General features: G+C 61.0%; 16 protein-coding genes. 10 read left to right on the top strand and 6 right to left on the bottom strand.

Features of this window, described 5'->3' with window-relative positions; translation table 11 throughout:
* The first annotated feature begins 99 nt into the window (after positions 1-99).
* Together RL_RS40145 and RL_RS41005 are read left to right on the top strand one after the other, a co-directional pair.
* Complete coding sequence (locus RL_RS40145) at positions 100-255, top strand: hypothetical protein (protein ID WP_003539654.1); 156 nt, start codon at positions 100-102, stop codon at positions 253-255.
* 36 nt (positions 256-291) lie between these two features.
* Positions 292-426: a hypothetical protein gene (locus RL_RS41005; protein ID WP_018445350.1), complete on the top strand. Its 135-nt coding sequence runs from the start codon at positions 292-294 to the stop codon at positions 424-426.
* 183 nt (positions 427-609) lie between these two features.
* Here RL_RS41005 and gyrA read toward each other — a convergent pair whose 3' ends face one another.
* Together gyrA and RL_RS39700 are read right to left on the bottom strand one after the other, a co-directional pair.
* Entirely contained in the window at positions 610-3,447 is a 2,838-nt protein-coding gene (gene gyrA / locus RL_RS12385; RefSeq protein WP_011651969.1) for a DNA gyrase subunit A, read from the bottom strand.
* On the bottom strand, positions 3,440-3,622 hold the full coding sequence (locus RL_RS39700; RefSeq protein WP_129557794.1) for a hypothetical protein: 183 nt from the start codon (positions 3,620-3,622) through the stop codon (positions 3,440-3,442). The genes gyrA and RL_RS39700 overlap by 8 nt, the downstream gene beginning before the upstream one ends.
* Before the next feature lie 61 nt (positions 3,623-3,683).
* Between RL_RS39700 and RL_RS12380 the strand changes: the two genes are divergently transcribed.
* The gene (locus tag RL_RS12380) at positions 3,684-4,331 is read left to right on the top strand and encodes a MarC family protein (protein ID WP_011651968.1); all 648 of its coding nucleotides are present in this window, start codon (positions 3,684-3,686) and stop codon (positions 4,329-4,331) included.
* Between the two features lie 124 nt (positions 4,332-4,455).
* Here RL_RS12380 and RL_RS12375 read toward each other — a convergent pair whose 3' ends face one another.
* The gene (locus RL_RS12375; RefSeq protein ID WP_011651967.1) at positions 4,456-4,965 is read right to left on the bottom strand and encodes a single-stranded DNA-binding protein; all 510 of its coding nucleotides are present in this window, start codon (positions 4,963-4,965) and stop codon (positions 4,456-4,458) included.
* 262 nt (positions 4,966-5,227) lie between these two features.
* Between RL_RS12375 and uvrA the strand changes: the two genes are divergently transcribed.
* The 3 genes from uvrA to RL_RS12360 are packed head-to-tail and all read left to right on the top strand — an operon-like array spanning position 5,228 to position 9,438.
* On the top strand, positions 5,228-8,149 hold the full coding sequence (uvrA, locus tag RL_RS12370; RefSeq protein ID WP_011651966.1) for an excinuclease ABC subunit UvrA: 2,922 nt from the start codon (positions 5,228-5,230) through the stop codon (positions 8,147-8,149).
* Positions 8,146-8,607, top strand: a complete 462-nt coding sequence (locus RL_RS12365) for a GNAT family N-acetyltransferase (protein ID WP_011651965.1) — start codon at positions 8,146-8,148, stop codon at positions 8,605-8,607. Before uvrA ends, RL_RS12365 begins: the two co-directional genes overlap by 4 nt.
* A gap of 24 nt (positions 8,608-8,631) precedes the next feature.
* A complete protein-coding gene (locus tag RL_RS12360; protein WP_011651964.1) occupies positions 8,632-9,438 on the top strand; it encodes a DUF72 domain-containing protein in 807 nt (268 codons plus the stop codon).
* A 30-nt stretch (positions 9,439-9,468) separates the two neighbouring features.
* Here the strand turns inward: RL_RS12360 and RL_RS12355 are convergent, their stop codons facing one another.
* Complete coding sequence (locus tag RL_RS12355; protein ID WP_011651963.1) at positions 9,469-10,485, bottom strand: DUF808 domain-containing protein; 1,017 nt, start codon at positions 10,483-10,485, stop codon at positions 9,469-9,471.
* 313 nt (positions 10,486-10,798) lie between these two features.
* A complete protein-coding gene (locus RL_RS12350) occupies positions 10,799-12,271 on the bottom strand; it encodes a bifunctional ADP-dependent NAD(P)H-hydrate dehydratase/NAD(P)H-hydrate epimerase (protein ID WP_011651962.1) in 1,473 nt (490 codons plus the stop codon).
* A 343-nt stretch (positions 12,272-12,614) separates the two neighbouring features.
* Between RL_RS12350 and RL_RS12345 the strand changes: the two genes are divergently transcribed.
* The 3 genes from RL_RS12345 (at position 12,615) to hspQ (ending at position 15,030) form a co-directional block, all read left to right on the top strand.
* Positions 12,615-12,953, top strand: a complete 339-nt coding sequence (locus RL_RS12345) for a P-II family nitrogen regulator (protein ID WP_003539626.1) — start codon at positions 12,615-12,617, stop codon at positions 12,951-12,953.
* 78 nt (positions 12,954-13,031) lie between these two features.
* Positions 13,032-14,441 (top strand): type I glutamate--ammonia ligase, encoded by a 1,410-nt coding sequence (gene glnA / locus RL_RS12340; RefSeq protein WP_011651961.1) that lies wholly within the window; start codon positions 13,032-13,034, stop codon positions 14,439-14,441.
* Between the two features lie 259 nt (positions 14,442-14,700).
* Entirely contained in the window at positions 14,701-15,030 is a 330-nt protein-coding gene (gene hspQ / locus RL_RS12335; RefSeq protein ID WP_003539613.1) for a heat shock protein HspQ, read from the top strand.
* Positions 15,031-15,143: 113 nt separating this feature from the next.
* On the opposite strand, the gene RL_RS12330 is transcribed toward hspQ, so the two are convergent.
* Complete coding sequence (locus RL_RS12330; RefSeq protein ID WP_011651960.1) at positions 15,144-15,809, bottom strand: invasion associated locus B family protein; 666 nt, start codon at positions 15,807-15,809, stop codon at positions 15,144-15,146.
* 316 nt (positions 15,810-16,125) lie between these two features.
* Between RL_RS12330 and RL_RS12325 the strand changes: the two genes are divergently transcribed.
* Positions 16,126-17,928: an extracellular solute-binding protein gene (locus tag RL_RS12325; protein ID WP_011651959.1), complete on the top strand. Its 1,803-nt coding sequence runs from the start codon at positions 16,126-16,128 to the stop codon at positions 17,926-17,928.
* Positions 17,929-17,945: the final 17 nt, after the last annotated feature.

Genomic DNA, 17,945 nt, shown 5'->3' with positions numbered 1-17,945 from the left:
ATCGGCATTGGTAAACACCCGATCAACATCCGGCGGAACCATTTACAGACGGATGCGTTCATTCAACCGATACATAGATGCGGCGCGGAAGGAATAAAAATGCCCGGCAAGATTACGATGATTAACGTGCTCTGGATGGTAATGGTCACGGGCATGCTGACCGCAACTGTCGCTCTCTATGATCAGAAGGTCGATACGTCCAAGGTTTATGGTCCCTATGCTTCGGCCCGCACGGCCGTACTGGGCCAGTACTGAGGGGCGAGAACGCAACTCCCCAGGAAAGGAATGCCTATGTTCACGATCTTGACAGTGCTCACCGCCCTCATCAGCGTCATGTTCATCGTGTCTGTGGCCTCGACGATTTCAGCGCTTCGGCGCGAAGGCGAAGAGGTGAAGGCTCTGAACGAAAAACATAGAGCGTTCTGACGTTCCTTTCTCTCCTCTTCCCGCCCTTGAGCGGCACCCTTCCGTCGCCAGGGCCATTCAAAGCCGGATGCACCCAGCGTCCGGTTTTTTCTTTTGGTGTCGTCCTCAACGATCATCCGGTTTGAAAAGAAAAACGGCGGCTTGAACAGAAAAGGGCGGCTCGAAGCCGCCCCGTTCATTTGATCATTCCTCCGCAGGCCCGGCCGGATCGCCATCGGCAATCGGCGCCTCGTCGCCGCCACCTTCGCCGGCAGCACCCTCATCGGTAGCGGGGGCGCCTTCGGCGACCTCGACAGCCTCTTCCGTCTCATCCTCCTCCGGCTCGCTGATGCGCTCGACCGAGACGACCTTCTCGTCCTTGGCCGTCGAGAAGATGGTGACGCCCTTGGTGGCGCGGCTGGCGATGCGGATGCCGCCGACCGGCACGCGGATCAGCTGACCGCCATCGGAGACCAGCATGATCTGGTCGCCGTCATCGACAGGGAATGCCGCGACCAGTTCGCCGATCTCGCCGGTCTTTGATGTATCGGTGGCGCGGATGCCCTTGCCGCCGCGGCCGGAGATACGGAAGTCATAGGAGGACGAACGCTTGCCGAAGCCCTTTTGGGAGACGGTGAGCACGAATTGTTCGCGTGCTCTCAACTCGTCATAGCGCTCGTCGGAGAGCTGTCCCTCCTCGGTGACTTCTTCACCGACCAGCGCAATATCCTCTTCGTCCACGCCCGTCGCCCGGCGTTCGGTGGCGGAACGCTTGAGATAGGCAGCACGCTCCCACGGCTCGGCATCGACATGACCAACGATCGTCATGGAGATGATGCGGTCGCTATCGCCGAGATTGATGCCGCGCACGCCGATCGAGTTGCGGCCGGCAAAGACCCGGACGTCGTCGACGGAGAAGCGGATGCACTGGCCGAGCGCCGTCGTCAGAAGCACGTCGTCATCTTCCGTGCAGGTCTCGACGGAGAGGATTTCATCGCCCTCCTCTTCGAGCTTCATGGCGATCTTGCCGTTGCGATTGACCTGGACGAAGTCCGACAGCTTGTTGCGGCGAACCGTGCCGCGCGTCGTCGAGAACATGACGTCGAGATTGTCCCAGCTCGTCTCGTCCTCGGGCAATGGCAGGATCGTCGTGATGCGCTCGCCGGGTGCGAGTGGCAGCATGTTGATCAGCGCCTTGCCACGCGAGGTCGGCGTGCCGATCGGCAGGCGCCAGACCTTCTCCTTGTAGACGATGCCGCGCGATGAGAAGAACAGCACCGGCGTATGGGTGTTGACGACAAATAGCCGACTAACGAAATCCTCGTCGCGGGTGGTCATGCCCGAGCGACCTTTGCCGCCACGCCGCTGGGCGCGGTAAGTGGTGAGCGGCACGCGCTTGATATAACCGAGATGCGAGACGGTGACGACCATGTCCTCGCGGGCGATCAGATCCTCGTCATCCATTTCGAGACCGCCATCGACGATCTCGGTGCGGCGCGGCGTGCCGAACTCGTCGCGGACGGCGATGAGTTCATCCTTGACGATGGTCTGGATGCGGACGCGCGAGGAGAGAATATCGAGATAATCCTTGATTTCCTCGCCGATCTTGTTGAGTTCGTCGCCGATTTCGTCGCGGCCAAGCGCCGTCAGACGGGCAAGGCGCAGTTCGAGGATGGCGCGCGCCTGCTCTTCCGACAGATTGTAGGTGAGATCGTCATTGATGCGATGGCGCGGATCGTCGATCAGACGGATCAGGCTTTCGACATCTTCCGCCGGCCAGCGGCGGGTCATCAGCTCTTCGCGGGCCGACTGCGGATCGGGCGCCTGACGGATGACGCGGATGACCTCGTCGATATTGGCGACGGCAATGGCGAGACCGACCAACACATGGGCCCGGTCACGCGCCTTGCGCAGCAGGAATTTCGTTCTCCGGCTAACGACTTCTTCGCGGAAGGAGACGAAAGCGCGCAGCATGTCGAGCAGCGTCAGCTGTTCGGGCTTGCCGCCGTTCAGCGCCACCATGTTGCAGCCGAAGGAGGTCTGCAGCGGCGTATAGCGATAGAGCTGGTTGAGGATGACCTCGGCATTGGCATCGCGCTTCAGCTCGACGACAACGCGATAACCCTGGCGGTCGGATTCGTCGCGCAGGTCGGAGATGCCTTCGATGCGCTTGTCGCGCACCAGCTCGGCCATCTTCTCGATCATCGTCGCCTTGTTCACCTGGTAGGGAATCTCGGTGATGATGATCTGCTCGCGGTCACCGCGCATCGGCTCGATGGCAGCGACACCGCGCATGATGACGGAGCCGCGGCCGGTCTCGTAGGCCGAGCGGATGCCGGCACGGCCGAGGATCTTCGCACCCGTCGGGAAATCGGGACCGGGAATGATCTGCATCAGTTCCGGCAGCTCGATGGCCGGATCGTCGATCAGCGCGACGCAGCCGTCGATGACTTCGGAGAGATTGTGCGGCGGGATGTTGGTCGCCATGCCGACGGCGATGCCGCCGGCGCCGTTGACGAGCAGGTTCGGGAACTTGGCAGGCACCACGACCGGCTCGGAGAGCGTGCCGTCGTAGTTGTCGCGGAAATCGACGGTTTCCTTGTCGAGATCGTCGAGCAGCGAGTGGGCAGCCTTTTCGAGGCGGCATTCGGTGTAACGTTCGGCCGCCGGCGGATCACCATCGACCGAGCCGAAATTGCCCTGACCATCGATCAGCGGCAGACGCAGCGACCAGGGCTGCGCCATGCGGGCGAGCGCATCATAGATCGCGGAATTGCCGTGCGGATGGAATTTACCCATCACGTCACCGGTGACGCGGGCGCATTTGACGTATTTCTTGTTCCAGTCGATGCCGAGCTCGGACATGCCGTAGAGGATGCGCCGGTGCACGGGCTTCAGGCCGTCGCGCACGTCTGGCAGCGCGCGGCTGACGATGACGCTCATGGCGTAATCGAGATACGACCGCTGCATTTCCTCCATGATGGAGATGGGCTCGATGCCTGGCGGGAGCTTCCCGCCGCCGGGGGGTGTTTGCTCAGTCAAAACAGATCACGATCTCTTCTAGAATCACTTGAAGATTTATAGCGGAAAGCCTGTTGCCGCGCCAATTTCCCAGCGCGTTTTGAACAGGCTTTTGCGGCTTAAAGAGGGTAAAACATGCAAGTTGCGCGGCCGGACCGGACAAATCCGCCGCGGCCCGCCGCGGGATATTTGCCAAATCGAAATCCCCGCTTCACAATCATAAAAACCACGCACCCATATGGGGTTCCGGAGAGCCGATGGCAAGCGCCGACCAATTGATCAACGCCTTCACGACGCTGCTCGTCACCATCGACCCACCGGGGCTCGCGCCGATCTTTCTGGGGCTGACGACAGGCATGAGCCGAACCGAGCGCAAGCAGGTGGCGCTGCGCGGCTCGGTCATCGCCTTCATCATCCTCGCCGTCTTCGCGCTGTTTGGCGCAGGCGTTCTCGGCGTGCTCGGGATTTCGATCGGCGCCTTCCGCATCGCCGGCGGGCTGCTGCTGTTCTGGATCGCCTTCGAGATGGTGTTCGAGAGGCGGCAGCAGCGCAAAGAGAAGGCGACCGAGGCGGCGATCACCAAGGATCATATCGAGAATATCGCCGTCTTCCCCCTCGCCTTGCCGCTGATTGCCGGCCCGGGTGCGATCTCGGCGACAATCCTGCTGGCCGGCACGCTGGCCACCTCGATCGGGAAAGCGCAACTGATCGGCGTCATTGCCGCCAATCTGCTGCTGACCTTCCTCATGCTGCTCATCGCCGAAAGGCTGGACCGTTTCCTCGGCGTCACCGGCCGGGCCATCCTGACGCGACTCCTCGGCGTCATCCTCGCCGCCCTTGCCGCACAGTTCGTCGTCGACGGGGCGAAATCGGCGTTCAATCTGATCAGCGCGACACCGCACTGAAAGCGGCCGTAGACGATTGAGGCCCGGTCTGAACGATCTGCCGCGAAATCAAAGAAAAAGAGCATGACGCCATCCAAGGCATCATGCTCTCTCAAGTCTTTCACCAGCCAGGAAAGGCTACCGATCAGAACGGGATGTCATCATCGAGATCCCGCGAGAAGTTGCCGCCGCCGCCACCGCCGCGGCTCGGCGATGAGGCGGGAGCCGGGGCGCCGTAATCGTCGCCATAATCGTTGCCGCCACCGGCACTGCCACGGCCGCCGCTCGCACCGCCACCTTCACCGCGGCCGTCGAGCATCGTAAGCGTCGAGCCGAAACCCTGCAGCACCACTTCCGTGCTGTAGCGATCCTGGCCCTGCTGGTCCTGCCATTTGCGGGTCTGCAGCTGGCCTTCGATATAGAGCTTGGCGCCCTTCTTCACATATTGCTCGACGACCTTGCAGAGGCCCTCGTTGAAGACGACGACAGTGTGCCATTCAGTCTTTTCACGGCGCTCGCCGGAATTGCGGTCGCGCCAAGTCTCCGAGGTCGCGATACGAAGATTGGCGATCGGCCGGCCATCCTGAGTGCGGCGGATTTCGGGGTCCGCACCGACGTTTCCAATCAGAATTACCTTATTCACGCTACCAGCCATGCTTCTCACCCTGCCTGCCGCCCTGCCCGGCGGCGTTTAATCGATCGGCGCACCTTAAACCATCACGGACCGCCGATGCGCATGGGCGGCATTTAATCCACATCTTTATCCATCAGGAATTTTGTTCTTTATTTGTTCTAGTTTATCCGTATGATCCTGTCAACAGAATCGAAAACCTTGTGCCCTTGCGGATATTCAGCCTCGACTCGCCCGTCGGCATCACTAAATAAGGGCTGTTATCCAGAAAACCAAAGCAGAGACGATGAGCGAACTGAAGACGATCTCCATCCGCGGCGCGCGCGAGCATAATCTCAAGAGCATCGATCTCGATCTGCCGCGTAACAAGCTGATCGTCATGACCGGGCTTTCGGGTTCAGGCAAATCCTCGCTTGCCTTCGACACGATCTATGCCGAGGGCCAGCGGCGCTATGTCGAGAGCCTGTCGGCCTATGCCCGCCAGTTTCTCGAGATGATGCAGAAGCCCGACGTCGACCAGATCGACGGGCTGTCGCCGGCGATCTCCATCGAGCAGAAGACCACCTCGCGCAATCCGCGCTCGACGGTCGGCACCGTCACCGAGATCTACGACTATATGCGCCTGCTCTTTGCCCGCGTCGGCGTTCCCTATTCGCCGGCGACCGGCCTGCCGATCGAAAGCCAGACCGTCAGCCAGATGGTCGACCGAATCCTCGATTTCGGCGAGGGCACCCGTCTCTATATCCTCGCGCCGCTCGTGCGCGGGCGCAAGGGCGAATACAAGAAGGAACTGGCGGAGCTGATGAAAAAAGGCTTCCAGCGCGTCAAGGTCGACGGGCAGTTCTACGAGATCGCCGAGGCGCCGGTGCTCGACAAGAAATACAAGCACGACATCGACGTGGTGGTCGACCGCATCGTCGTGCGCTCGGATGTCTCGGCGCGCCTGGCCGACAGCCTGGAGACCTGCCTGAAGCTTGCCGACGGGCTGGCGGTCGCCGAATTCGCCGACAAGCCGCTGCCGCCGGAAGAGACGTCGGCCGGCGGCTCGGCCAACAAGTCGCTGAACGAGACGCATGAACGCGTGCTGTTTTCGGAGAAGTTTGCCTGCCCGGTCTCGGGCTTCACGATTCCGGAGATCGAACCCAGGCTCTTCTCCTTCAACAATCCCTTCGGCGCCTGCCCGACCTGCGACGGCCTCGGCGCCCAGCAGAAGATCGATCCGGATCTGATCGTGCCCGAGCCCGAGCGGACGCTGCGCGACGGGGCGATCGCGCCCTGGGCCAAGTCGACCTCGCCCTATTACAATCAGACGCTGGAAGCGCTCGGCAAACATTACGGCTTCAAGCTCGGCACCCGCTGGAACGATCTGTCCGACGAGGCCAAGAACGTCATCCTCAACGGCACCAACGACAAGATCGAATTCCACTATGCCGACGGCGCCCGCTCGTACACGACGCAGAAGAATTTCGAAGGAATCATCACCAATCTCGAGCGCCGCTGGAAAGAGACCGATTCCGCCTGGGCGCGCGAGGATATCGAGCGCTTCATGTCGGCCGCCCCCTGCCCTTCCTGCAACGGCTTCCGCCTGAAGCCCGAGGCCCTAGCGGTGAAGATCGACACGCTGCATATCGGCGAAGTTACCGGTATGTCGATCCGCGTCGCCCGCGACTGGTTCGAGACGCTGCCGGCAAGCTTCAATGCCAAGCAGAACGAGATCGCCGTGCGCATCCTCAAGGAGATCCGCGACCGGCTGCGCTTCCTCAACGATGTCGGTCTGGAATATCTCAGCCTGTCGCGCAATTCCGGCACGTTGTCGGGCGGCGAGAGCCAGCGCATCCGGCTCGCCTCGCAGATCGGTTCGGGGCTGACGGGCGTGCTTTACGTGCTCGACGAACCGTCGATCGGCCTGCATCAGCGCGATAATGCCCGGCTGCTCGACACGCTGAAGCACCTGCGCGACATCGGCAACACCGTCATTGTCGTCGAACATGACGAGGATGCGATCCTGTCGGCCGACGACGTGGTCGATATCGGCCCGGCCGCCGGCATTCACGGCGGCCAGGTCATCGCCCATGGCACGCCGCAGGATATCATGGCCAATCCGAAGTCGCTGACCGGCAAATATCTCTCCGGCGAACTCGGCGTTCCCGTTCCCGACGAACGCCGCAAGCCGAAGAAAGGCCGCGAGATCAAGGTGGTCGGCGCGCGCGGCAACAATCTGAAGAACGTCACGGCGTCGATTCCGCTCGGCGTGTTCACGGCGGTGACCGGCGTTTCCGGCGGCGGCAAATCCACCTTCCTGATCGAAACGCTCTATAAATCGGCAGCACGCCGCGTCATGGGCGCGCGTGAAAACCCGGCCGATCACGACCGCATCGACGGCTTCGAGCATATCGACAAGGTGATCGACATCGATCAATCGCCGATCGGCCGCACGCCGCGCTCGAACCCGGCAACCTATACCGGCGCCTTCACGCCGATCCGCGACTGGTTCGCCGGCCTGCCGGAGGCAAAGGCCCGCGGCTACCAGCCGGGCCGTTTCTCCTTCAACGTCAAGGGCGGGCGCTGCGAGGCCTGCCAGGGCGACGGCGTCATCAAGATCGAGATGCACTTCCTGCCCGATGTCTACGTCACCTGCGACGTCTGCCACGGCAAGCGCTACAATCGCGAGACACTCAACGTCACCTTCAAACAGAGGTCAATCGCCGACGTGCTCGACATGACGGTGGAGGAAGGCGTCGATTTCTTCGCGGCGGTGCCTGCGGTGCGCGACAAGCTGCAAGCGCTGAAGGATGTCGGTCTCGGTTATATCAAGGTCGGCCAGCAGGCGAATACGCTCTCGGGCGGCGAGGCGCAGCGCGTCAAGCTTGCCAAGGAGCTGTCGAAACGCTCGACCGGACGCACGCTCTACATTCTCGACGAACCGACGACCGGCCTGCATTTCCACGACGTCGCCAAACTGCTCGAAATGCTGCACGAACTGGTCAACCAGGGCAATTCGGTGGTGGTGATCGAGCATAATCTCGAAGTCATCAAGACGGCCGATTGGGTGCTCGATTTCGGCCCCGAAGGCGGCGACGGCGGCGGTGAGATCGTCGCAACCGGCACGCCCGAAGCGATCGTCAAGGAGAAGCGGTCCTATACCGGGCAGTTCCTGAAAGAATTGCTGGAACGGCGGCCGGCGAAGAAGGCGGTGGCGGCGGAATGACGATGAGGCCAGCGTCGCCCGATGATCTGGAAACGATCGCGACGCTGACAACAGCCGCTTATCGGCCCTATAGCGAGCTCTTCGGCGCTCCGCCGATGCCGGTGACGGAGGATTACACGCCGCGGATCGAACGCGGCGAGGTTTGGCTGCGCGAGATCGGCGGGCAAACGGCCGGCCTGGTGGTCGCCGAGCAGCATTCCGATCACCTCATGCTGTTCAGCATCGCGGTCTCGCCGGCGTTTCAGGGTGCCGGCCATGGACTGGCGATGCTGCGTTGGCTGGAAGGCAAGGCGCGGGAATTGGCCGTGCCGGAGATCCGCCTCTACACGAATGCGCGGATGGAGCGGAATATCGCGCTCTACTGCGCCTTCGGGTTTCAGGAAACGGGTCGCCGGCCAAACCCTTATCGGCCAGGATGGACACTCGTCGACATGACGAAAGAGATCGATGCGGCCTGAGCGGCTGCGAACTGGGAGGACGACATGACGAAATCCGGCACTATCCGCACCGGCGTCGGCGGCTGGACCTTCGAGCCCTGGCGCGGGCATTTCTTTCCCGAGAGCCTGAAGCAGAAGGACGAGCTGAATTATGCCAGCCGCCAGCTGAAGGTCATCGAGGTCAACGGCACCTATTACAGCACGCAGAAGCCTGCGGTCTTTGCCAAATGGGCGGCTGACGTGCCCGACGGTTTCATCTTCTCGCTGAAGGCGACACGTTTCGTCACCAATCGGCGGGTGCTTGCCGAAGCCGGTGAATCGATGGAGCGGTTTCTGTCATCGGGCATCAGCGAACTCGGCGATCATCTCGGGCCGCTGCTGTGGCAGTTCGCACCGACGAAGAGGTTCGATGCGCAAGATTTCGAAGCCTTCCTGAAGCTGCTGCCGGCAAAACAGGATGGGTTGGCGCTCCGCCACGTGGTCGAGGTGCGGCACGATTCCTTCAAGGTGCCGGAGTTCGTGGCGCTGCTTTCGAAATACGGCGTAGCGCCTGTTTGCGCTGAACATTTCGAATATCCGATGATCGCCGACGTGACGGCCGATTTCGTCTATGCCAGGCTGCAGAAGGGCTCGGACGATATCCCGACCTGCTACCCGGAAAAGGACCTGAAGGCCTGGGCAGACCGGCTGGAGACCTGGGCCGAGGGCAAGGTTCCTGATGATCTGCCGCTGATCGATGGAGATCGCAAGGTGAAGACCGAGCCGCGCGACGTCTTCGCCTTCATGATCCACGAGGGCAAGGTCAATGCGCCGCACGGGGCGATCGCCCTGCAGCAGGCGCTGGCGAAATAGGGCGGGCTGGCCCGCCGATAACGGCAGGCTTCATTTCTTCTCGTTCGCCAGCGCCTCTTTCCGGTGCGGCAGGAGCGATTTGAGGTACCGCCATAGCGGCGAGACGGCGTAGCCTGCGACCGGAATTGCGATCAAGCCGGCGACGATCCCGACGATGCCAGCTCCTGCGGCCTCGACGATCCAGCGCAGCACGGATGCCAGAACGGGAATGGCATGCGCCGTCGCCTCGCCGGCATCATGGATCAGATGCGCAAGGCCACTGACGCCATAGGCTTCGAGGCCGTGAACGATGATGCCGCCACCGACCCAGATCATGGCGGCCGTTCCGACAATGCCGAGCACTTTCAGAAAATAAGGCATGCCTGTAACAAGCCCCTTTCCGATCGAGCGCAAGAAGGCGCCCATCGCCGATGCCGTCTGCACGCGCGCCAGCATCAGACCGAGATCATCGGCCTTCACGATAAGCGCCACGCCGCCATAGACCAAGACCGTGATGCCCAGTCCAACGACGGCAAGGATGAGGGCCTGCGTGAACATGCTGCCGGACGGCACCGCGGCGAGCGTAATCGCCATGATCTCGGCCGACAGGATGAAATCCGTCTTGATCGCACCGGCAACCTTCTCGTCTTCTATCGATTTGGCATCGAGGCTCGTCGCCTCGAGCGCCGATTCATGGGCGTGGGCCGCATGCGGCATCAACAGTTCGTAGACTTTTTCCACACCCTCGTAGCAGAGATAAAGCCCGCCGATCATCAGCAGCGGCGTGATCGCCTGCGGTGCGACAAGGCTCAGGATCAGTGCTGCCGGAAGCAGGATCAGCAGCTTGTTCTTCAGCGAGCCGAGCGTGATCTTGCCGATGATCGGCAATTCGCGCGCTGCCGAAAATCCAGTGACGTAGCGAGGTGTGACTGCAGCATCGTCAATGACGACGCCGGCCGCTTTCGCGCCTGCCTTGGCCGCCTGGCCGGCAATATCGTCAAGCGACGCCGCAGCCACCTTGGCCAATGCCGCGATATCATCAAGAAGGGCGATCAGGCCAACACTCATTCGAGCCTCCGTCGGGAAGACAAACTTACGCAGTAAAAAACGGAAATGCCCGTCAATGAGACGCGGAATCCTCCGCCGGGAAGATGCCACGCAAGGATCGCGACGACAATGGCCGTTATTCAACTGGTCCAGCGGAGGACAGACCTGCCGTTCCCGTTTCTGCGAAGCCCACGACAAATCGCTCTGCCGGTTCAAGAATTTGCGCTCCTCGTCGATGCGGATCAGCGTCTCCGCGCGTTCGACGGGGCAGAGAAGCGCCAGGATTGCAAGAGTTAGAGTGTCCTTTGTGCGTCCCAAAGGACACACGGCGGCGCTAAAGCGGCAATACCTCGGCTGCAAGCTCCTCCGCCGTCAGCCCCTTGCCGGCGCGTTGGCCGGCCTTGCCGTGCAGCCAGACGCCGGCAGCCGCGGCCTCGAAGGCCGGCAGGCCCTGAGCGAGCAAGCCGCCGATGATGCCTGCAAGCACGTCGCCGGAACCGGCGGTGGCAAGCCAGACGGGAGCATTGGTATTGATGAGCGCACGGCCGTCGGGTGCTGCGATGACGGTATCGGCGCCTTTGTAAATGATCGCGGCATTGGCGCGGCGGGCGGCGGCCACAGCCTTATCCACCTTGCCGAGGCCATCGTCGCCGCCGATATCGGGAAAGAGCCGCGCGAATTCGCCCTCGTGCGGTGTCAGCACCAGACGCGGCTCACCCCGGAAAAGATCGAACAGCTGTTGCGGATCGTCCTTGAACGAGGAGATGCCGTCGGCATCGAGTACCAGATGACGATCGGCAAGGGCCGAGACGAAGCCGCGCGCCCTGGCGCCGATGCCGAAACCGGGGCCGAGGACGAAGGTCTGCAGCCGCTTGTCGGAGAGCCAGTCGCCGAGGTCGGCCTCGTCGTCGATGGCATGCAGCATGACGGCGGTCAGATGCGCGGCATTGGCGGCTATCGCCGCGCGGGGGGCGGCGATCGTCACCAGGCCGGCGCCGGCTTTCAGGCCCGAGATCGCTGACATGCGCGCCGCACCCGTCTTGTCGGCCTCGCCGGAGAAGACGACCAGATGACCGCGCTTGTATTTGTGGGTTTCCAGCTGCCCGGCCGGCAGCGCACTCTTCCAGGCATCCGGCGTGTTCTCGGCGATGATACCGCCTGCCTCAGCCCTGACGATGCGGGCGGGGATACCGATGTCGAAGACCTCCAATTCACCGCAAAGCTCCCTGCCCGGCATCAGCAGATGGCCGGGCTTGCGGGTCATGAAGGTGATGGTGTTGCAGGCCCGGAAGGCGGCACCCAGCACCTTGCCGGTGCGACCATCGAGGCCGGAGGGCAGATCGATGGCGAGCACGGGAATAGCGGCCTCGGTGACGCGCTCGATCAGCGCGCGCACATCGGCCGACACCGCGCGGCCAAGCCCCGCCCCGAACAGGCCATCGACGACGACGTCGCCGGTTTCGGGCCGATAGAGGTCGAGCCCCTGTCCCTCCAATGCGCAGCCGATGCGGGCGCGGGCGGCATCACCCTTCAGCCGCATGGGATCGCCGAGGTGGAAGAGCGCCACCCTCGCCCCGCTCTCATGCAGATGACGGGCTGCGACATAGGCGTCGCCACCATTGTTGCCGGGTCCGCAGAGTATGACGAAACGCAACGCTCCGGGATGAAGGCGCAGAGCCGCAGCTGCGACCGAGGCACCTGCCTTCTCCATCAGGCCGAAGGAGTCGATGCCGGATGCGGCCGCAGCCGCGTCGACGGCGGCCATTTCGGCAGGCGTGAGAAGAAGGTCGAACAGATGTTTGCTCATCATCCCATTCAATCAAAAAACGCCTAAAAAACAACCGCCTGAAACAACAAAGAGACGGACTCTATTTAGGCATTTGCCTATATTTTCATCTCAGCGTGACGTGTATTCGCAGGTGCGAAAATACATGACTTTTTCCGTTTCGGATGTGATTTTGATCGGAGACAATGTTTTTCCACCTGTTCCACCACCAAAACCACATAGAATTCCCGACAAACGCGCCGCTTTTGGCAGAATCGACGTCTTTTTTCGATAAGATGGATTTCAAACTGGCACGATATCTGCATCATATCCGGCGAGCGGGAAAATTCCTGCCATAACAAGAGAAGCGGAGAGACATTTTCTCATGAAAAAGATCGAAGCGATCATTAAGCCTTTCAAGCTGGACGAAGTGAAGGAAGCCCTTCAGGAAGTTGGCCTGCAGGGTATCACGGTCACGGAAGCCAAGGGTTTCGGCCGTCAGAAGGGCCACACGGAACTCTACCGCGGAGCTGAATACGTCGTCGATTTCCTGCCGAAGGTCAAAGTCGAGGTCGTATTGGCCGACGAGAACGCGGAGGCCGTTATCGATGCGATCCGCAAGGCGGCGCAGACCGGCCGCATCGGCGACGGAAAGATCTTCGTCTCCAACGTCGAAGAGGTTATCCGCATCCGCACCGGCGAGACCGGCATCGATGCCATCTGACCACTTTGCCAATCGCGCAAAGTCCGTTACCGTCATCGCCGACCTACACCGTCATCGCAAATCGGAGGAAACTCATTAATGGCGACCGCAAGCGAAATTCTGAAGCAGATCAAGGAGAACGACGTAAAGTTCGTCGATCTGCGTTTCACCGACCCGAAGGGCAAGCTGCAGCATGTGACGATGGACGTTGTCTGCGTCGACGAAGACATGTTCGCTGACGGCGTGATGTTCGACGGCTCCTCGATCGGTGGCTGGAAGGCCATCAATGAGTCCGACATGGTGCTGATGCCCGATACCGAAACGGTGCATATGGACCCGTTCTTCGCTCAGTCGACCATGGTCATCGTCTGCGACATCCTCGATCCGGTCTCCGGCGAGGCCTATAACCGCGATCCGCGCGGCACCGCCAAGAAGGCCGAAGCCTACCTCAAGGCATCCGGCATCGGCGATACGGTCTTCGTCGGCCCTGAAGCCGAATTCTTCGTCTTCGACGACGTCAAGTACAAGGCCGATCCTTACAATACCGGCTTCAAGCTCGATTCGACCGAACTGCCGTCGAACGACGACACCGATTACGAGACCGGCAACCTCGGCCATCGCCCGCGCGTCAAGGGCGGCTATTTCCCGGTTCCCCCCGTCGACAGCGCTCAGGACATGCGTTCGGAAATGCTGACGGTGCTTTCCGAGATGGGCGTCGTTGTCGAAAAGCATCACCACGAAGTCGCTGCCGCCCAGCACGAACTCGGCATCAAGTTCGATACGCTGGTGCGCAACGCCGACAAGATGCAGATCTACAAATATGTCGTGCACCAGGTGGCCAACGCTTACGGCAAGACGGCGACCTTCATGCCGAAGCCGATCTTCGGCGACAATGGCTCGGGCATGCATGTGCACCAGTCGATCTGGAAGGGCGGCAAGCCGACCTTTGCCGGCGACGAATATGCAGGCCTTTCCGAGAGCTGCCTGTTTTACATCGGCGGCATCATCAAACATGCCAAGGCGATCAACGCCTTCACCAACCCGTCGACGAACTCCTACAAGCGTCTCGTTCCGGGTTACGAAGCCCCTGTGCTGCTGGCCTATTCGGCCCGCAACCGCTCGGCTTCCTGCCGCATTCCGTTCGGCTCCAACCCGAAGGCCAAGCGCGTCGAAGTCCGCTTCCCGGATCCGACCGCCAACCCCTATCTCGCCTTTGCCGCCATGCTGATGGCCGGCCTCGACGGCATCAAGAACAAGATCCATCCCGGCAAGGCCATGGACAAGGATCTCTACGACCTGCCGCCGAAGGAATTGAAGAAGATCCCGACCGTCTGCGGCTCGTTGCGCGAAGCACTCGAAAGCCTCGACAAGGACCGCAAGTTCCTGACAGCCGGCGGCGTCTTCGACGACGACCAGATCGATGCCTTCATCGAGCTGAAGATGGCTGAGGTGATGCGTTTCGAAATGACGCCGCATCCGGTCGAATACGACATGTACTATTCGGCCTGATCGGGCCTGAACACAGAAAGTCCCGGTCCGCCGGGGCTTTCGCCTCCCAGGTCATGGACGCCACTACAGCGCCGCACGTCTTTCAGACGCGCAAAGGACGCTGTAGAACTTGGAGTGCTGCATAATTTTGTCCTTAAATCGATTCCGATCTAAGGAATTGTGCAGAAGGAGGATATGACGTTCATGTGACGAACTCGCGCAAAAATCTTGATTTGCGCGACACCAATCACCAAATTTGGTGATGAAAGGAAGTCGTACCATGAAAGAAAGAGTAGCAAAGTTCAGTATCGGCGAAGTGGTTCGGCACAAGGTTTTTCCGTTTCGCGGCGTCATCTTCGACGTTGATCCGGAGTTCGCGAATACGGAGGAATGGTGGAATTCCATTCCCGCCGAGGTGCGCCCGAGCAGGGACCAGCCCTTCTATCACCTGCTCGCCGAGAATGACGAAAGCGAATATGTCGCTTATGTCTCCGAGCAGAACCTGATGAACGACGAAAGCGGCACGCCGCTTCGCAACCCGCAGATCTACCAGATTTTCGATCAGGCCCCGTCAGGGCAGTTCAAACCCAAGATGAGCTTCGCCCACTAACTCACTCGTGCCGATCGTTGAATCAAGGCCTCGCTTCTCCCGGCGAGGCCTTTTCTTTGCGCAACAAAAACCCGGCGCGAAGCCGGGTTTCTGTTTCAAAGAAAGTGGCAGGATTACTGCGCCTTGGCTGCCTTCTGGGCGTCTTCCAGCTTCTTGCGGGCTTCTTCGGCCTTCTTCTGCATGCCTTCCTGCAGGCTGCGCTGGCTTTCGGCAAGCTTATTTTCGGAAACCGGTTCGCCGTCATAGGCGCCGGTGAAGCCTTCGAGCGAGATCTTGATCGGATTTGGAGCGCGGCGGAAGTTGATCGAGGTGAAGATCACGTCGCTGCCCTTCTTGAGGCTGGCGATCATCGCGTCGGTCAGCGGAATTTCGGCGGTGCACTTGTCCGGCAGGCAGACGGCGTAGTCGAGCTTCTGGCCCTTGCCGCCGTCGATCTGCATCATGATGCCGGGAGGAACGAGGCGCGCTGTCGGAACCGAGACCTGCAAGAGCTTGCGGTTGATCTTGCCCGAGACCGAGATCAGGCCGACGGCCGTGACGAGCTGGCCGCCATTGGCGAGGATCAGGTTCTGGACAACACAGATGTCGTTGTCTTCCTGCTTGCTGCAGGTCTTGTACCAGCCGAGCTTCGGCGCTCCTGCGGCCTGCGCCGGGGCATCGGCCGGAGCCGGTGCCGCCGCACTCTGCGCGAAGGAGGAGACCGGAGCCGAGGCGGCGCCGAACATCACTGCCAGAACGGACAGTGCTGCCCGCATTTTCTTTTCAGACTTGAACATCATAACGAATTCCGTCTCCTGATATCCGTTCGGGGCAGCGGTTTGCCGCCCCAACCATCGGGTCGTTCGGCACTCCACCTCTTAAAAAAATAAGGCAAATGCATGACCCCGAAACTTCGGGTTCACCTGTTACATCGCAGCGTTCAAGATATCCAGCATTTCTTTGGCAATTTGAGGTGCATTTCGTCGCGATGCCAAAGAAATCGCCGTTCTGTGTTGGAATCAGTCGACCCCATGATAATCTTGGCGTGAATCATGCCCCGTTTTCACGGATCAAGGCGTGAATCATGCCCCGTTTTCACGGATCAAGGATTGCCGAATGCTCCGGATTGTCGTCCCCCTCTTCCTCTCGCTGCTGTGCGGCACTGTCGCTGCCGAGCCGCTGCACGGCATCGCGATGCACGGCGAGCCGGCTTTGCCGGCCGACTACAAGCACTTCCCTTACGTCAACCCCGACGTGAAAAAGGGCGGCAAGATCACCTATGGCGTCGTCGGCACCTTCGACAACCTCAACCCGTTCATCCTGAAGAGCATGCGCACGACGGCGCGCGGCATGTGGGATCCGGATTATGGCAATCTCGTCTACGAATCGCTGATGCAGCGCTCCAGGGACGAGCCCTTCACCCTCTACGGCCTGCTCGCCGAAACGGTCGAATGGGACGACGACAGGAGCTTCATCCAGTTCAACCTCAATCCGAAGGCGAAATGGGCCGATGGCCAGCCGGTGACGCCCGAGGATGTGATGTTCACCTTCGAGCTGATGCGCGACAAGGGTCGCGTGCCCTTCGCCAACCGCCTCAACGTCGTCGCCAAGATGGAGAAGGTCGGCGAGCGCGGCGTGCGCTTCACCTTCAACGACAAGGCCGACCGCGAGACGCCGCTGATCTTCGGCCTGTTCCCGGTGCTACCGAAACATGCGATCGATCCGGCAACCTTCGACCGTTCCTCGCTAACGCCCGCCGTCGGCTCCGGTCCCTATAAGGTGAAGACGGTGAAGCCCGGCGAGAGCATCACCTATGAGCGCGATCCGAATTACTGGGGCAAGGACATTCCCGCCAAGGTCGGCACCGACAATTACGACCAGATCACCGTCCAGTATTTCCTGCAGGACACGACGCTGTTCGAGGCCTTCAAGAAGGGCGATGTCGACATCTATCCCGACGGCAATCCCGGTCATTGGGCCAATGCCTATAATTTCCCCGCCGTCACCTCAGGGGCTGTGCTCAAGGACGTGTTCACACCGAAACTGCCAAGCGGCATGCTCGGATTCGTGTTCAACACGCGCCGGCCGATCTTTGCCGATCCCAAGGTGCGCGAAGGCCTGTCGCTGGTGTTCGATTTCGAATGGGCGAACAAGAACCTTTATTCCGGCGCCTACAAACGCACCCAGAGCTTCTGGCAGAATTCCGAGCTGTCGAGTTTCGGGGTTCCCGCCAATGCGGCCGAGCTTGCCCTGCTCGGGCCGATCAAGGACAAGATCGCGCCGGAGATTCTCGACGGCACCTACAAGCTGCCGGTCACCGACGGTTCCGGTCGCGACCGCAATGTGCTGAAACAGGCCGTCGAGCAGTTGAAACAGGGCGGCTATACGATCCAGGGCGGCAAGATGCTCGATGGCTCCGGCCGCCAACTCGCCTTCGAGATCATGACGCAGAATGCCGACCAGGAGAAACTCGCCGTCGCCTATCAGCGTTCGCTGCAGACCATTGGCATCGCCGTTTCGATCCGCACGGTCGACGATTCGCAGTATCAGAGCCGGACGAACAGCTTCGACTACGACATGATCATGAAGTCCTACACGTCCTCGCTATCGCCTGGAAACGAACAGCTCGGCCGCTGGTCTTCGGCCGCCAAGACCCGCGAGGGCAGCGACAGTTTCGCGGGCGCTGCCGACCCCGATCTCGATACGTTGATCGATCACCTGCTCCGGGCGCGGTCGGCAGAGGATTTCACCGCGGCGGTGCGCTCCTACGACCGGCTGCTGCTGTCCAGCCATTACGTGCTGCCGCTCTATCATATGGGCCAGCAATGGGTGGCGCGCAGCAAGCGCATCGGCCATCCCGACGCGGTGCCGCTCTATGGCTATCAGCTGCCGCTATGGTGGGATACCAGCGCCCAATAAGAAGCAGCCGAGCCGCC

This window comes from Rhizobium johnstonii 3841 (assembly GCF_000009265.1).
GTDB lineage: Bacteria > Pseudomonadota > Alphaproteobacteria > Rhizobiales > Rhizobiaceae > Rhizobium > Rhizobium acaciae.
This window is presented reverse-complemented; position numbering and strand designations above follow the sequence as displayed.

Bases quoted from the DNA above. Each gene is read 5' to 3' on its own strand.
- RL_RS40145 (WP_003539654.1), top strand. From the start codon at position 100: ATGCCCGGCAAGATTACGATGATTAACGTGCTCTGGATGGTAATGGTC.
- RL_RS41005 (WP_018445350.1), top strand. From the start codon at position 292: ATGTTCACGATCTTGACAGTGCTCACCGCCCTCATCAGCGTCATGTTC.
- RL_RS12380 (WP_011651968.1), top strand. From the start codon at position 3,684: ATGGCAAGCGCCGACCAATTGATCAACGCCTTCACGACGCTGCTCGTC.
- RL_RS12375 (WP_011651967.1), bottom strand. From the start codon at position 4,965: ATGGCTGGTAGCGTGAATAAGGTAATTCTGATTGGAAACGTCGGTGCG.
- uvrA (WP_011651966.1), top strand. From the start codon at position 5,228: ATGAGCGAACTGAAGACGATCTCCATCCGCGGCGCGCGCGAGCATAAT.
- RL_RS12365 (WP_011651965.1), top strand. From the start codon at position 8,146: ATGACGATGAGGCCAGCGTCGCCCGATGATCTGGAAACGATCGCGACG.
- RL_RS12360 (WP_011651964.1), top strand. From the start codon at position 8,632: ATGACGAAATCCGGCACTATCCGCACCGGCGTCGGCGGCTGGACCTTC.
- RL_RS12355 (WP_011651963.1), bottom strand. From the start codon at position 10,485: ATGAGTGTTGGCCTGATCGCCCTTCTTGATGATATCGCGGCATTGGCC.
- RL_RS12350 (WP_011651962.1), bottom strand. From the start codon at position 12,271: ATGAGCAAACATCTGTTCGACCTTCTTCTCACGCCTGCCGAAATGGCC.
- RL_RS12345 (WP_003539626.1), top strand. From the start codon at position 12,615: ATGAAAAAGATCGAAGCGATCATTAAGCCTTTCAAGCTGGACGAAGTG.
- glnA (WP_011651961.1), top strand. From the start codon at position 13,032: ATGGCGACCGCAAGCGAAATTCTGAAGCAGATCAAGGAGAACGACGTA.
- hspQ (WP_003539613.1), top strand. From the start codon at position 14,701: ATGAAAGAAAGAGTAGCAAAGTTCAGTATCGGCGAAGTGGTTCGGCAC.
- RL_RS12330 (WP_011651960.1), bottom strand. From the start codon at position 15,809: ATGATGTTCAAGTCTGAAAAGAAAATGCGGGCAGCACTGTCCGTTCTG.
- RL_RS12325 (WP_011651959.1), top strand. From the start codon at position 16,126: ATGCTCCGGATTGTCGTCCCCCTCTTCCTCTCGCTGCTGTGCGGCACT.